Below are 13,084 nucleotides of genomic sequence, written 5' to 3'. Positions count from 1 at the left end.
TTATTGAACGGCTTTACGCGGCGTCGAGGGATCGGCCGGCAAGGTAAAAGAACGCAGATCGATCGTCGGCGCACTGTCGGCGCCCAGGCGATGATCCAGAATAAGCAGTTTGGCGTGGGCCAGGCCCTGGCTGAGCTGGCCCAGGTACTGCTCCAGCACGAAGGCTCGGCCCGCCGTGGCATAGGCTTTTTGCTCGGCAACAAAGCGCAGGTTCGCCGCCTGGGCACCGGCGTTCACTTCGCGGGCGGTGGCCTGGGCCTGGTCGCGGGCCGTGCTGGCCTGCAGCAACGCCTGGTTGGTCTGCTCACTGGCCGCACCGCGCTCGCGCGCGATCAATGCCTGCGCGCCGATCTGCGCGGCCTGCACGCCGTGGTAGGCGTTGGCGGCGCCGGCCGGTGGGTGGATCGCTTCAACAACGGTGGCGAGGATTTCCACACCACTGTCGAGCGCATTCAGGTCGGCTTGCACGGTGCGACCGATCTCGTCGGCCAGGCTGGTGCGTTGTTCGCCGAGCAGTTCGTCGAGGGTGCGCGAGGCGAACTCATGCACCAGGATACGGCTGGCGGTGCTGCGAATCAGGCTCGGGACATCGGCGCTGTGGTAGGTCGCGGCCAGCGCGGCCTGGTCCGTCAGGCCGATGCGATAGACGAACCGCACGTCCATATTGACGATCTGGAAGCTCTGCTTGTCGCCACTGCTGCTGGCGATGACCTGGGATTTGTCATTCACATGGCTGGCGTCCCACAAGCGGTTGGCGATCAGCGGCGCCGGGCCTTCGGCGCTGGCCAACTCAGGTACGGCCGTTTCGCTGACGCTGGTCGCCAGCTCATGCACCACGCCGTTCTCCACGTTCAACACACGCCCCAGAGGCCAGGGCAACCCAGCGTGCAGGCCCGGACCGAACACCTCTACCGGTTTGCCGAAACGCTCATAAATCCCACGGCCGTGCAGCGGCACTTCATGCACGCCCGTCAGCGCCCAGCCGATCGCCAGCACCACCAGCAGCACCGGCAGGAATGCGCGACGCATGTAGGTAAACGCCCAGATCTGGCGCAGGTCGATGCCGAAGCGGTTATGCAGTTCATGCTGCAAGGCCAGCAAGGGTTGCGGTGGCCAGCGCAGCAGGCCGGCGACAAAGCTCTGCGCCATCAGGCGCGGTTCGAGGCGCGGCTGGCGCGGACTGAACAGCGACAGCACGCCGCGCAGCAGAAACTCCAGCGCCACCAGCGCGGGCAGCAGGCCGATCAGCACTGCCAGGCGCAACGGCCACACCGACTCGGCACCGGCGAACAGCAGGCATATCGAGCTGATCAGCAGGCAACCGATCGCCACGCGGCACAGCTGCGCCACGGGTGAGGCTTCAGGCCACTGGGCAGGCGTTTGCTGGGCCAGGCGCCGCTCGAACACCAGCAAACCGAACGCCAGCGCCAACCCCAGCGCCGCGCCGATGCTCGCGGATTGACCGACGGCTGCGGCGGGTAGCCCCAGGTTCCAGAATTCCAAAATGCTGATCAGCGCCAACAATGACCAACCGCACAACCACAACACCGGCGCGCCAATCTGATCGCTTAGGCGCTGCCCAAAACGTGCGTAGCGGCCCGCCTCCGCAACGGGCGCTTCAACTGTCGGCGCTTCCAGCGCCTGGGCCCGCCAATCGGCGACCCACCACGCCGACTGCAACCCGGCGACCAGCACGAACAGGGCCGATGAGCAATTGATCAGCACCACCGGCCAGATCGATACCGGTGCAAACAGCGCGACAAATAACGCCAACACCCAACCGGTGACGGCCAAGGCTGTCAGGCCGATACCGGCTTGCCTCAATCGACGGGCATGGAACAACCCCTGCTGAAAACGTGGCAGGCCTTCAACCGAAGCGCCGTCAGCTTCTAGATCCACTTGCATCCACTCAACGCCCGCTTGTACATAATTCGTTACGATATAACACAAGGCGTGAAATTTTTGTTCGCTTTTAGCCACGCCGCCGATCCTTGTGGGAGGGGGCTTGCCCCCGATGACCATGCATCTGTAATACATGTGTTGGCTGACACACCGCTATCGGGGGCAAGCCCCCTCCCACATTGATTCCCCGCTTTCTCCAGACCGTGACTAAACCCCCATAAACACGCGACATCACTGGTGCGCGCTGCAATTAATCGGCACACTCCAGAACAGTTTTTCGCGGGTCCACGGACAAGGAAGCATCACCCCCCATGATCTCCATCTATCAGCTCAAACCGCGTTTCCAGAACCTGCTGCGCCCTCTCGTGCAACGCCTCTATGACAACCGCACCACCGCCAACCAGATCACCGTGCTGGCCGGCGTCATTTCCGTGCTGGTGGGCCTGCTGATCGCCAGTTTCGCCCAGCATCTGTGGCTGTTTGCGCTGATCCCGTTATGGATGATCGTGCGCATGGCCCTCAACGCCATCGACGGCATGCTCGCGCGGGAATTCGGCCAGCAATCACGCCTGGGCGCCTACCTCAATGAGCTGTGCGATGTGATCGCCGACAGCGCGTTGATCCTGCCGTTTGCGCTGATCCCCGGCGTAAGCCTGGCGCCCGTGCTGCTGGTGACCTTGCTCGCAGTGTTCAGCGAATACGCCGGCGTGCTGGGGCCGATGGTGGGCGCATCGCGCCGCTATGACGGGCCGATGGGCAAGAGTGATCGGGCGTTCGTACTCGGCGTGCTCGCCACCGGCGTGGCGCTGGGCTGGCTCGGTGCCGGGTGGGTCGACACGGTGATGTGGCTGGTCGCCGCCCTGCTGGCCTGCACCCTGGTCAATCGGGTGCGTCAGGGCCTCAAGGAACAATCAGCAACCTCACCGATTGCATAAGGATTTCTGCGATGCGCGAACAACAACAGCACACCTTCAGCACCCATGACGGCGTCGAGCTTTTTTACCGGCACTGGCCGGCTACGGCAGACGCCGGGCCGCGCAAGGCCATTGTGTTGTTCCATCGCGGTCATGAGCACTCAGGGCGAATCGCGCACCTGGTGGACGAACTGGGCCTGCCCGACTTCGACTTCTTCGCCTGGGACGCCCGTGGTCACGGCCAGTCCCCCGGCGAGCGCGGTGACAGCCCCAGCTTTGCCACCAGCGCCCGCGACGTACAGACCTTCTGCGACCACATAGGCGCCACCTACGGCATCGACGAGGAAAACCTCGCCGTTATCGCCCAAAGCGTCGGCGCGGTGATCGCGGCCACCTGGGTGCATGATTACGCACCGAAGATCCGCGCCCTGGTACTCGCCTCCCCGGCCTTCAAGGTCAAGCTGTACGTGCCGTTCGCCCGCCCGGGCCTGGCACTGATGCGCAAGTTCCGCGGCAACTTTTTCGTCAACAGCTACGTCAAGGCCAAGTTTCTCAGCCATGACCCGCAGCGCGTGGCGTCCTACGACAGCGATCCGCTGATCACCAAGGCCATCTCGGTGAATGTACTGCTGGGCCTGTACGAAGCGGCCGATCGGGTTGTAGCCGATGCCCAGGCCATTCAGGTGCCGACCCAATTGCTGATCTCCGGCTCCGACTTCGTGGTGCACCGTAAACCCCAGCAGCAGTTTTTCGAGCGTCTCGGCAGCCTTAAAAAAGAGCTGCATGTGCTCCCCGGCTTCTTCCATGACACCCTCGGCGAACGTGACCGCGCCGTGGCCGTCAACAGCGCCAGGCGCTTTATCCTGCAGAACTTCACGCAGCCGCTGGACCGCGCCAGCCTGCTGGACGCCGACAAACTGGGCGCCACCTGCGCCGAATCCGAAGCCCTCGCCGCACCGCTGCCGCGCAATTCCCTGCGCGATCTGTACTGGCGCATGACACGCGCCAGCATGGGCCTGGGCAAGACCCTGTCGGACGGGGTGAAACTGGGCTTCGACACCGGTTTCGATTCCGGCAGCACCCTGGATTACGTGTACCGCAACACGCCTACCGGCAAAGGCGCGCTGGGGCGGATGATCGACACCAACTACCTCAACTCCATCGGCTGGCGCGGCATTCGTCAGCGCAAGCTGAATGTCGAAGAACTGCTACGCCTGGCCATGGCCCGGTTGCGCGCGGACGAGCGCGACGTGCGTATCGTCGATATCGCCGCCGGCCACGGCCGTTACATTCTCGAAGCCTTGCAGGGTGTGTCGCCGCTGCCGGAATCGATCCTGCTGCGCGACTACAGCGACATCAACGTGCGCGACGGTGCTGCGTTGATCCGTGAAAAAGGTCTGGGAGAAATTGCCCAGTTCATCAAAGGCGATGCGTTTGACCGGGCGAGCCTGGCGGCGCTGGAGCCCAAACCGACGCTGGCGGTGGTGTCCGGGCTCTATGAATTGTTTGCCGATAACGCCATGGTCGGCGGTTCGTTGGCGGGCCTGGCCGAAGCAGTGGAGCCCGGCGGTTATCTGGTCTACACCGGCCAACCGTGGCACCCGCAGCTGGAACTGATCGCCCGCGCCTTGACCAGCCACCGCCAGGGCCAGGCCTGGGTGATGCGCCGGCGCAGCCAGGCGGAAATGGACCAACTGGTGGCGGCTGCGGGATTTCGCAAGATCACCCAGCGGGTGGATGAATGGGGCATTTTCACGGTGTCACTGGCGCAGAAGATCTGAGCATGCGCGAATCCGGCCTATTCAAACCAGCGCTTCTCTGGCTGCTGCTGTTGGCGCCGCTGTTTTTCAGCACCTACGGCCTCGCCACCTGGGTCACCACTCAGCGCAGCGATGTGGGCACGCTGGTGTTCGGCTGGGAAAACCATATGCCGTTCTGGGCCTGGACCATCGTGCCTTATTGGTCCATCGACCTGCTCTACGGTTTCTCCCTGTTGCTGCCGAGCACCCGCCACGAACTCAAGCAGCACGCCCTGCGCCTGCTGACGGCCCAAGTGATTGCCGTCAGTTGCTTCCTGATCTGGCCGCTGCGCTTTACCTTTGAACGGCCGGAACTGGATGGCGTGTTCGGCTGGTTGTTTGCGGTACTGGCGGGCTTCGACAAACCCTTCAACCAGGCGCCCTCACTGCATATCGCGCTGCTGGTGATCCTGTGGGTCATGTACCAGCGACATACCCAGGGGTTCTGGCGTTGGGTGGTGCACGGCTGGTTTGCACTGATCGGTATTTCCGTACTGACCACTTATCAACATCACTTTATCGACTTACCCACAGGCGCCCTCGCCGGCTGGTTGTGCGTGTGGCTATGGCCGGTGGAACACCCCACCCCACTGCTCAATGCCCGACTGACGCGCGACGCGAAACGCGGCTGGCTGGGTGCGCGCTACGGCCTCGGCGCGCTGGCGCTGGTGACACTGGCGCTGGCCTTGGGCGGTTGGGGGTTATGGCTGCTATGGCCGGCGGTATCCCTTGGTCTGGTCGCGACCAACTACTGGCTGCTGGGTGCGCAGGGCTTTCAGAAACGCAGCGATGGCCAACTCACGCCAGCCGCGCGTTGGCTGTATGCGCCGTACCTGGCTGGCGCCTGGATCAATTCGCGGCTGTGGACACGCAGCCATCCACAGCCCGACCTGATTGTGGATAACGTCTGGCTGGGGCGCCTTCCTGCGGCCAGGGAGCAACAGCCATTCAGGGCGATCATCGATCTCTGCGCCGAATTGCCGATTAATCCACAGGGCCGCCGTTATCAATGCGTTCCTGTTCTGGACTTGATTACGCCAACCTCCGCCGACTGCCTGCAAGCCGCCCAGGCCATCGAACGTTTGCGCTCAGAAGGCCCACTGCTGGTGTGCTGCGCCCTGGGCTATTCGCGCAGCGCAACGGCCATCGCAGCCTGGCTGTTGCACAGCGAGCGCGCGGCGACGGTCGATCAAGCGCTGGCTATTATTCGTACAGCAAGGACCCGCGTGGTCCTGCATCCTGCACATCGCTTAGCACTGGAGGGGTTGTCCCATGCCCGCTGACATGGAACTGCAAGTGGTCGCCAGCCTGCTGCGGCGTGGCCGTTCGCTGGACCAGTTATCCACAGGCCTGACACTGGTCGGTGTGCTGTTCGGCCTGGCCCAACTGCTGATGGCAAGTGTTTCGACGATCTGCCTGTTGCTGGCGTCGTGGATGATCATCCTGGGCCTGTTACAAAAATACTGGGCACTGCGCGTAGCGTTCGATGCCGATTTGTTCGCCCTGCTGGCCCGTGACACCCAGCGCACCCCGGACCTTGACCAGGCCCTGCAAACCCTTGGCCTGCAATCGGCCAAGCGCGCCGGCCGGCCGTGGGTCGAACGCCGTCGCGGCGCCCTTAAACTGTTGCGCAAACAAGCCTGGTTGCTCGGCGCGCAAGCGCTGCTGACCCTGGGCGTCATCCTTGCCAGCCCCTGGCTACCTTTCGCCGAATAAGGAATTCCCATGTTCGAACCCGTGGTCGCCACGCTGATTACCTCCATGGCCCGCACCGTCACAGGCGCTCGCAGTCTGTGGCTGGGTTGCGCGCCGGTGCCGGTGCAGCGCATCTATTTCGCCAATCACAGCAGTCATGGCGACTTTGTGCTGGTGTGGGCGTCACTGCCGCAGAACCTGCGCAAATTCACACGCCCAGTGGCCGGCAGCGATTACTGGAATAAAAGCGCGCTGCGCCGCTACATCATCAACCGCGTGTTCAATGGCGTGCTGATCGACCGCGAGCGCAAGGAGCCTGTGGATAACCCCCTGCAGCCAATGCTCGCCGCGCTGGAAGGCGGCGACTCGCTGATCATCTTTCCCGAAGGTACGCGCAATCTGGAAGACGGCCTGCTGCCGTTCAAAAGCGGCTTGTATCACCTGGCAAACAGTTACCCACAGGCCGAGCTGATTCCGGTGTGGATAGCCAATCTCAACCGCGTCATGCCCAAGGGGCGTGTCCTGCCACTACCCCTGTTATGCACAACCAGCTTCGGCGCTCCCCTGCAATTGGCAGAAGGCGAAGACAAAACCGCGTTCCTTGCCCGCACTCGCGACGCCCTGCTCGCCCTCGCCCCGGAGCACTCCTGAGATGGATAGCCAAACCCTGATGTTATTCGGCGGGATCGGCGCGATTCTGGTCACCGCCTCGCTGATCGGTCTGATCCTCAAGCTGCGCACCCGTGGCAGTCCCAACGCGGTGATCGATAACCTCAACGCCCGCATCAACGCCTGGTGGGTGATGGTGGTGGTGATCGGCATCGCTTTCTGGCTCGGCACTGGCGCTGTGATCCTGCTGTTCTACGCGGTGTCGTTCTACGCCCTGCGCGAATTCCTCACCCTCACCCCGACCCGGCGCAGCGACTACCCGGCCCTGGTAGCGGCGTTCTACCTGGCCCTGCCGCTGCAATACGTGCTGATCTACGCCGATTGGTATGGACTGTTCTCGATCTTCATCCCGGTCTACGTGTTCCTGCTGCTGCCGATCCTCGCCTCCCTGGGCGGCGACAGTACCCACTTCCTGGAGCGCGCATCGAAGGTGCAATGGGGCCTGATGATCGCGGTGTTCTGCGTGTCGTTCGTCCCGGCGCTGCTGACGCTGGACATCCCCGGCTACGAAGGCCGCAACCTGCTGCTGATCGCCTACCTGGTGATCGTGGTGCAACTGTCCGACGTGCTGCAGTACGTGTGCGGCAAGCTGTTCGGCAAACACAAGATCGCGCCCAACCTGTCGCCGTCGAAAACCGTGGAAGGGTTTGTCGGCGGGATCCTGCTGTCATCCCTGATCGGTGCGGCGCTGTGGTGGACCACGCCGTTCAATCCCTGGCAGTCGTTCCTGATCGCGCTGCTGATCAACCTGCTGGGCTTTGCCGGCGGGATTGTGATGTCGGCGATCAAGCGAGATCGCGGGGTGAAAGACTGGGGACACATGATCGAGGGGCACGGCGGCATGCTGGATAGGCTGGACTCGGTATGCTTTGCGGCGCCGATTTTCTTCCACCTTGTGCGCTACTGGTGGACCTGAGCCACCCCCCCTTTCTCAAAACCAATGAAGATCAAACTGTGGGAGGGGGCTTGCCCTAATGCCAGTTCAGTTAAGGCTTTTTGTAGGAGCGAGGGGGGCGCCTAGCTCTTGCTCGCGAAAAACTCACACGCCTTAGGTTGCATCGACAAGAACATAGATGAACCGCTCATGGGATTTCTTTCACAGCTGTAGCGTTACGGCCAGCGTGAGCAGCGCAGTTAACGTGAGGCCTACCTCACCGAGGATTGCATATGGTGGGTTTGTGCCGATTTGGAGGTGGATCAGTCTTGCGTCGGCACATGGGGCAATTCGGCATCGGCCTCAACATATGAACTGACTACTGTTCATCTGTGCCTAGACGTGAACCACAGGGTGGTTACAGGGGTGTCGGATCGCCCCCGCTCCTGATGAACGTCAGATGGCCCTGTGTCAGGTAACAGCGTCCTGCCCCGTCGAACGCATGCAATTGAAAGCGGAGAATCCGCCTAGCAGCGGGATTCTCCGTTTCTGACCCTTCACTTTTGCGGCATGGCAGAGCAGGTTGATGTGCTCATCGGCCACGGCAAAATATAGATAATCGGTAATCTCCTACATGCCAGAAATGAAATATCTTACATTTGATCTTGATTTTTTAATTTTACTTATTTTTCTTTTGGGCTAGCCTTTCAACGTCACTTAGAAAAGTGACACTCACTCAAAATTAGGAGTAATACCTATGAAATCTATTTCTCTGGAATCGAAAAAAATCGCTAACTTGGCTTGCCTCGCGGCGGCCAAATCCCGCTGATTGCTGAGCTGAGTAGTTGATGAGCTGGGGAGTGCCGGCTACCCAGTCTCATCATTAACCTGGCGCAGAGTTAAAAAATGCTAATAAATCCGAATGTCTTCATGCTGGCTCGCACACCGTTCATCGTTATTTGGGATTACAAAAATCACACTCAGTTTGAACTTGACTTAGCTTATTCCACTCGTTTCATACAGCTTGTTGAAGATCCTTCTAGATTCGATAGTACAAGCGAAATGGATGCGGCATTTCTCGCCGCCGGACTGTTACTCACAGATATATCCCCGCAGAATGAATGGGGGTGGGACGATCTTTCGAAAATTTTTCATATTGGGACTAAAAATCTGCCCATCGAACAACTACCGAACGATATTCACGAGTGGGCTTCTCTATACTTAGATCACTGTGAACAAGTCCTTGATACCCCTGCACCGATAGACCGTTTTGCCAAGCACTCCCATGAGGGGTTGATATCGCTACCGGCACCCAATTCGGAAAAGCAAACTAGCCCCCTTACAACCACTCTGCTCGACCGAAAAACGTCGCGTTCGTTTTCAGACCAGGCCGTTACTCTGGACGACTTAAGCTCACTGCTCTACCTGTCCTTAGGTTACCTCAAAGAGCGCGAAGCCGGAGCCGACGACACAATTCCTGAAACACTCAGGGCGAGACGCAGCAGCCCTTCCGGTGGCGGGCTGAATGCATGCGAAGGCTACGTCTATGCTGCTAGGATATTGGGGCTGGAGCCCGGTATCTATTACTACCACCCAGACCTTCATGCTTTAAGGCAAGTTCACCCGCTTCCCAACGAGCCTTTGGGATTACTGCTCGCCGGACAACACTTTATCAACGAACTTCCTATGGGACTGTTCATAACGTCACGTTTTGACAAATTATGGTGGAAATACGAGCACTCGCGTGCCTACCGCATGGCTTACGTCGAAGCCGGACATATCTCTCAAACCTTTCAGCTCGTTGCAACTGCGCTAGGGTTGGCTACCTGGTTGACTGGCGCGTTGAGTGATGAGCGAGTAGAGCTGTTATTAGGCTTGGAAGAGTCTGCAGAACAACCGCTGTTCTTCGTAGGCGGCGGTTATGGCGATGGGCAGGTGCAATGCAAGGAACTCAGGGCCTTGATAGAGAGTCGAGAGCGAGGGTAATAATGTCAGTTACAAATACATTCGTCTTTGCATCTAACGAGATCCGCCAATATACACTGGGTGATTGGGACAACCGTTCGGCCGTACGCAGTAAGAATAGTACCTTCTTGCTTCCAGCTGATGCGGAGATTCTTCTGCAATTACAGACCAGGAAATGGTTTCCTCCAGCCTTTATTCCATACTTCAACGACAACACTATCCAGAAGTCGGGTGAGCATATCCAGCATCGATTGGCTGCGAATCATCTAGTCTATTTTCTCCGATATACGACGATCCTGGAGCATAAGATCGTTAACCGCTCGGTTGAGACCCTGATTCATGAAGAGCTGGGAATTAATTTGCCTCAAGCGATGAAACTCACGGCCTTGCAGCTTTACACTGACGAGGGTTATCACGCCCTTTTCTCCTTTAAGATCGCGGAACAGGTGGCGCATTTTTATGACATGCCAACCTGGGAGGATCCACCTAAACGTATCACTCTGCTACTCGAGTTGATGGACGCGACTTTGGACGAACATCGTCCACTGGCTTGGTTTTTTTTCGGCTTTGTCTCTGAAACTATCATCGCCAAGGAGTTATTGAGCATAACCGGTGACACGCTAATCTCCACGGTATATCAGATGTTTCGAGAGCATCTGGAAGATGAAGCCCGACATAGTCGCTATTTTTCCGAAGTGTTCCATTACCTATGGCCGAAGTTATCCCTTGTCCAGCAAGAACACTCCGCGAGCCTATTGATTAAAATTATTTTTATCTTTGCTGAAGTGGACGAGCCTTGGTTGAGCGCTAGCCTAACGAGCGTCGGCATCCCTTTGTTCGAAGCCACCAGGATAGTCCAAGCACTACAGGCACTGGATGTACGCACACAGCGAGCACGCTCTATTGCCATGGGCACGCTTCAAGCGATGACGCGCGCCGGTTTCTTTGAGTTGCAAGCTCATCGGGAATTATTCAGCCAATCAGGACTCATTGATGCTTGAAATAAAGGATCATTCCGCTGTCAAGGCCAGGAAAGTTGGTGCCACCGTACTACTGATGGCGATGGTCATGCTGGGCGTGTTTCCGGTGGACGTGCTTCTGCCTTCGTTTCCTTCGTTATCGCAGCACTTCAGCACCACAACGTCCGAGATCGCCTTGTCGATCAGCTTCTTTGCCATCGGTATCTCGTTATCTCAGCTACTGATTGGCCCTTTGTCGGACATACTCGGCCGTAAAACGTTGTTACTGGCTGGCATGGCAGTATCCATGGCTGGCGCCTTGGGTTGCGTATGGGCCACGAACTATGAGTATTTTTTGCTATTCCGTGTGATCCAGGCAATAGGGTGTGGCTGTTTCGTACTGTCCCAGGCATTGGTTCAGGATCTATTTATCGGCAAAGAGCGGGATCGTTTACGAATTCTCATGGTAACGGCCAGTGGAATCTTCATTTCGGTCTCCCCCCTCGCCGGAAGCTTGTTGCAGGAGCTGATGGATTGGCAAGGTAGTTTCTATGTCTTCGCAGTGATTGCCGCTTTGGTATTCGTGAAGGCTCTGGTATCGCTGGAAAACCTGCCTATCAATAACACGGGGCCGCGTATCAGTATCTTGAGAGCCTACCGGCGAATCTGCAGTAACTTCAGTTTCGTGGCCTACTGGCTAATCGCTGCAATTGTTTTTGCTTGCCATTTCTCATTCATCGTCATATCGCCCCTAATATTCATGGAGCAGTTGCAACTAAGCAGCTATGAGTTTTCTCAGACGCTGTTATTGTACGGAGCAGCCTATGTGACTGGCGGTGTCCTTGCAGGCGTAATGAATAAGCATCTGGAGGCGGGTACACAAATTGTTATAGGACTATTACTGATTTTCGTTGCGGGGTTAGTGATGCTTCTATTACGGAGCCAATTTGGCCTGTCCGTCTTCACCATGCTGGTCCCAATGATTATCTGTACAGCAGGCACTACCATAACGCGGCCTGCAGCCACGTCCAAAGCTATGGAGCTATTCCCGGATAACGCTGGTGCCTCGGCCTCGGCAGGCAATACTCTAATTTTTATCTCAGGCGGATTGATCAGTGCCCTAGTCAACCTCAGCACCAACAACTTGCAAATTACCCTGGCACTGAGTTTCATCATCTTAAGCGGCATAGGTCTGCTGTTAAACCAACACATAAATCGCCACGCTAAGGTGTCGAGTTTGGCATGATTCTGATTTGCAGCGCCCCAGGGTATGCATCCCCGTCAAAGTGCGGCCGAGCTTCGCGACAAGAAGCTTACGGCTGGCATTTGTCCGTGGTCCTAAACCGCCCTTGGTCATATGCTGATAGCCTGGGCCTGTGGCAATTAAATTCGAGCCGCTGTAAATAGAGGCCGCAATGCTACCAGTTCTTTTTTCTAAAGTTGGAGCAAATAGTTACTTCCCGATCCACCGCATCCTTTTTTCATCACCCATCCTGAACTCAGCTTCGAGGATGCCTTGGCCTACGCCTCCGATCTGCTTCACTGCGCTGAGCAGTTACTCGATTCCCGGCAGGCAGCCGGTTATCTGGTTGAAATGGCCAAGGTGATGGTAGACCGGTCGTTGAACTGCATTGCTTCAGCAGACGTGGGCGCATAGCGTCGTAGGAGCGCGCTTGCTGGCGAGGGCGTAACGCGCAAAGTTTGTTGCCAGGTGGCGTCTCAGATTTTTCGCGAGCAAGCTCGCTCCTACAGTGAATGCGGTGCAGCCTAGCCCTGAACTACGGGCTCTTTAAGCAGTGATCTCGAAGTAGCTAGACTCTCCGCCTCCCGTCGCACCCGACAACCAGCCCCAAACAAAACTCAACGTCGTGCGCCCTGCGTGATCCACGCCAACCGTGCCACGTGACCAGCCAGCAAGCAGTTCCCCTTCCAGGGTCAGGCACTGATACAGCAGCTCGATGGTATCTGGACCGGTCACCCGCCCGACTTGAGTGCCCAGGCGAATCCGGCCCCCCTGGTAAGTGCTCGAAATCGTGTCACCGTCGACCAGGTAATGAAACACGGTGCCGGTCCCGGACAGCCCTTGAGCGTTGTTGGCGACCACAAACCGACGATTGTGCAGACGTGTGTAGACAGTGGAATTTTGCATCAGTCAGCTTCCTTTGATCGTTCCCCCGCTCTGAACTGACCCCACAAAGCTGGACGATTTTCTGTCTACGCCTGAGCGGCCTGAGTTCTGTATTCAACAGGACTCAGGCCGTTTAGCTTCAATCTGATACGCGAGTGCTTGTAATAATGGCTGTACTC

13 protein-coding genes are annotated in these 13,084 nt (G+C 58.2%); 10 read left to right on the top strand and 3 right to left on the bottom strand.

Going from position 1 to position 13,084, the window contains the following annotated elements:
* Entirely contained in the window at positions 1-1,905 is a 1,905-nt protein-coding gene (gene hflK / locus TU82_RS25735; RefSeq protein ID WP_057726107.1) for a protease modulator HflK, read from the bottom strand.
* 308 nt (positions 1,906-2,213) lie between these two features.
* Between hflK and TU82_RS25730 the strand changes: the two genes are divergently transcribed.
* The 10 genes from TU82_RS25730 (at position 2,214) to TU82_RS28435 (ending at position 12,434) form a co-directional block, all read left to right on the top strand.
* Entirely contained in the window at positions 2,214-2,837 is a 624-nt protein-coding gene (locus TU82_RS25730) for a CDP-alcohol phosphatidyltransferase family protein (protein WP_057726037.1), read from the top strand.
* 11 nt (positions 2,838-2,848) lie between these two features.
* Complete coding sequence (locus TU82_RS25725) at positions 2,849-4,597, top strand: bifunctional alpha/beta hydrolase/class I SAM-dependent methyltransferase (RefSeq protein WP_057726036.1); 1,749 nt, start codon at positions 2,849-2,851, stop codon at positions 4,595-4,597.
* 2 nt (positions 4,598-4,599) lie between these two features.
* Positions 4,600-5,898, top strand: coding sequence for a phosphatase PAP2/dual specificity phosphatase family protein (locus TU82_RS25720; RefSeq protein ID WP_057726035.1), 1,299 nt, complete (start codon positions 4,600-4,602; stop codon positions 5,896-5,898).
* On the top strand, positions 5,888-6,331 hold the full coding sequence (locus TU82_RS25715) for a hypothetical protein (protein WP_057726034.1): 444 nt from the start codon (positions 5,888-5,890) through the stop codon (positions 6,329-6,331). The genes TU82_RS25720 and TU82_RS25715 overlap by 11 nt, the downstream gene beginning before the upstream one ends.
* 9 nt (positions 6,332-6,340) lie before the next feature.
* A complete protein-coding gene (locus TU82_RS25710; protein WP_057726033.1) occupies positions 6,341-6,961 on the top strand; it encodes a lysophospholipid acyltransferase family protein in 621 nt (206 codons plus the stop codon).
* A 1-nt stretch (position 6,962) separates the two neighbouring features.
* Positions 6,963-7,895 (top strand): phosphatidate cytidylyltransferase, encoded by a 933-nt coding sequence (locus tag TU82_RS25705; RefSeq protein WP_057726032.1) that lies wholly within the window; start codon positions 6,963-6,965, stop codon positions 7,893-7,895.
* A gap of 864 nt (positions 7,896-8,759) precedes the next feature.
* Positions 8,760-9,839: a SagB/ThcOx family dehydrogenase gene (locus tag TU82_RS25700; protein WP_057726031.1), complete on the top strand. Its 1,080-nt coding sequence runs from the start codon at positions 8,760-8,762 to the stop codon at positions 9,837-9,839.
* 2 nt (positions 9,840-9,841) lie between these two features.
* Positions 9,842-10,819 carry a diiron oxygenase gene (locus TU82_RS25695; RefSeq protein ID WP_057726030.1) on the top strand — a complete coding sequence of 326 codons (978 nt, stop codon included), beginning with the start codon at positions 9,842-9,844 and terminating at the stop codon, positions 10,817-10,819.
* On the top strand, positions 10,812-12,023 hold the full coding sequence (locus TU82_RS25690) for a multidrug effflux MFS transporter (RefSeq protein WP_057726029.1): 1,212 nt from the start codon (positions 10,812-10,814) through the stop codon (positions 12,021-12,023). The genes TU82_RS25695 and TU82_RS25690 overlap by 8 nt, the downstream gene beginning before the upstream one ends.
* A 237-nt stretch (positions 12,024-12,260) precedes the next feature.
* Positions 12,261-12,434, top strand: a complete 174-nt coding sequence (locus TU82_RS28435; protein ID WP_082632094.1) for a DUF3077 domain-containing protein — start codon at positions 12,261-12,263, stop codon at positions 12,432-12,434.
* 132 nt (positions 12,435-12,566) lie between these two features.
* On the opposite strand, the gene TU82_RS25685 is transcribed toward TU82_RS28435, so the two are convergent.
* A complete protein-coding gene (locus TU82_RS25685) occupies positions 12,567-12,926 on the bottom strand; it encodes an avidin-fold protein (RefSeq protein WP_057726028.1) in 360 nt (119 codons plus the stop codon).
* A gap of 65 nt (positions 12,927-12,991) precedes the next feature.
* Positions 12,992-13,084 (bottom strand): IS3 family transposase (locus tag TU82_RS28810; RefSeq protein ID WP_156421702.1); only part of this gene is annotated, 93 nt, incomplete at its 5' end.

The sequence above is a fragment of the Pseudomonas orientalis genome, from assembly GCF_001439815.1.
GTDB classification, from domain to species: Bacteria; Pseudomonadota; Gammaproteobacteria; order Pseudomonadales; family Pseudomonadaceae; genus Aquipseudomonas; species Aquipseudomonas orientalis.
Note: the sequence above shows the minus strand (reverse complement) of the source record. Positions and strands in the feature narration are given on the sequence as shown.

Excerpts from the sequence above, each read along its gene's own strand:
- TU82_RS25700 (WP_057726031.1), top strand. The coding sequence starts at position 8,760 with ATGCTAATAAATCCGAATGTCTTCATGCTGGCTCGCACACCGTTCATC.
- TU82_RS25685 (WP_057726028.1), bottom strand. The coding sequence starts at position 12,926 with ATGCAAAATTCCACTGTCTACACACGTCTGCACAATCGTCGGTTTGTG.
- TU82_RS25715 (WP_057726034.1), top strand. The coding sequence starts at position 5,888 with ATGCCCGCTGACATGGAACTGCAAGTGGTCGCCAGCCTGCTGCGGCGT.
- hflK (WP_057726107.1), bottom strand. The coding sequence starts at position 1,905 with ATGCAAGTGGATCTAGAAGCTGACGGCGCTTCGGTTGAAGGCCTGCCA.
- TU82_RS25690 (WP_057726029.1), top strand. The coding sequence starts at position 10,812 with ATGCTTGAAATAAAGGATCATTCCGCTGTCAAGGCCAGGAAAGTTGGT.
- TU82_RS25695 (WP_057726030.1), top strand. The coding sequence starts at position 9,842 with ATGTCAGTTACAAATACATTCGTCTTTGCATCTAACGAGATCCGCCAA.
- TU82_RS25705 (WP_057726032.1), top strand. The coding sequence starts at position 6,963 with ATGGATAGCCAAACCCTGATGTTATTCGGCGGGATCGGCGCGATTCTG.
- TU82_RS25710 (WP_057726033.1), top strand. The coding sequence starts at position 6,341 with ATGTTCGAACCCGTGGTCGCCACGCTGATTACCTCCATGGCCCGCACC.
- TU82_RS25720 (WP_057726035.1), top strand. The coding sequence starts at position 4,600 with ATGCGCGAATCCGGCCTATTCAAACCAGCGCTTCTCTGGCTGCTGCTG.
- TU82_RS25730 (WP_057726037.1), top strand. The coding sequence starts at position 2,214 with ATGATCTCCATCTATCAGCTCAAACCGCGTTTCCAGAACCTGCTGCGC.
- TU82_RS25725 (WP_057726036.1), top strand. The coding sequence starts at position 2,849 with ATGCGCGAACAACAACAGCACACCTTCAGCACCCATGACGGCGTCGAG.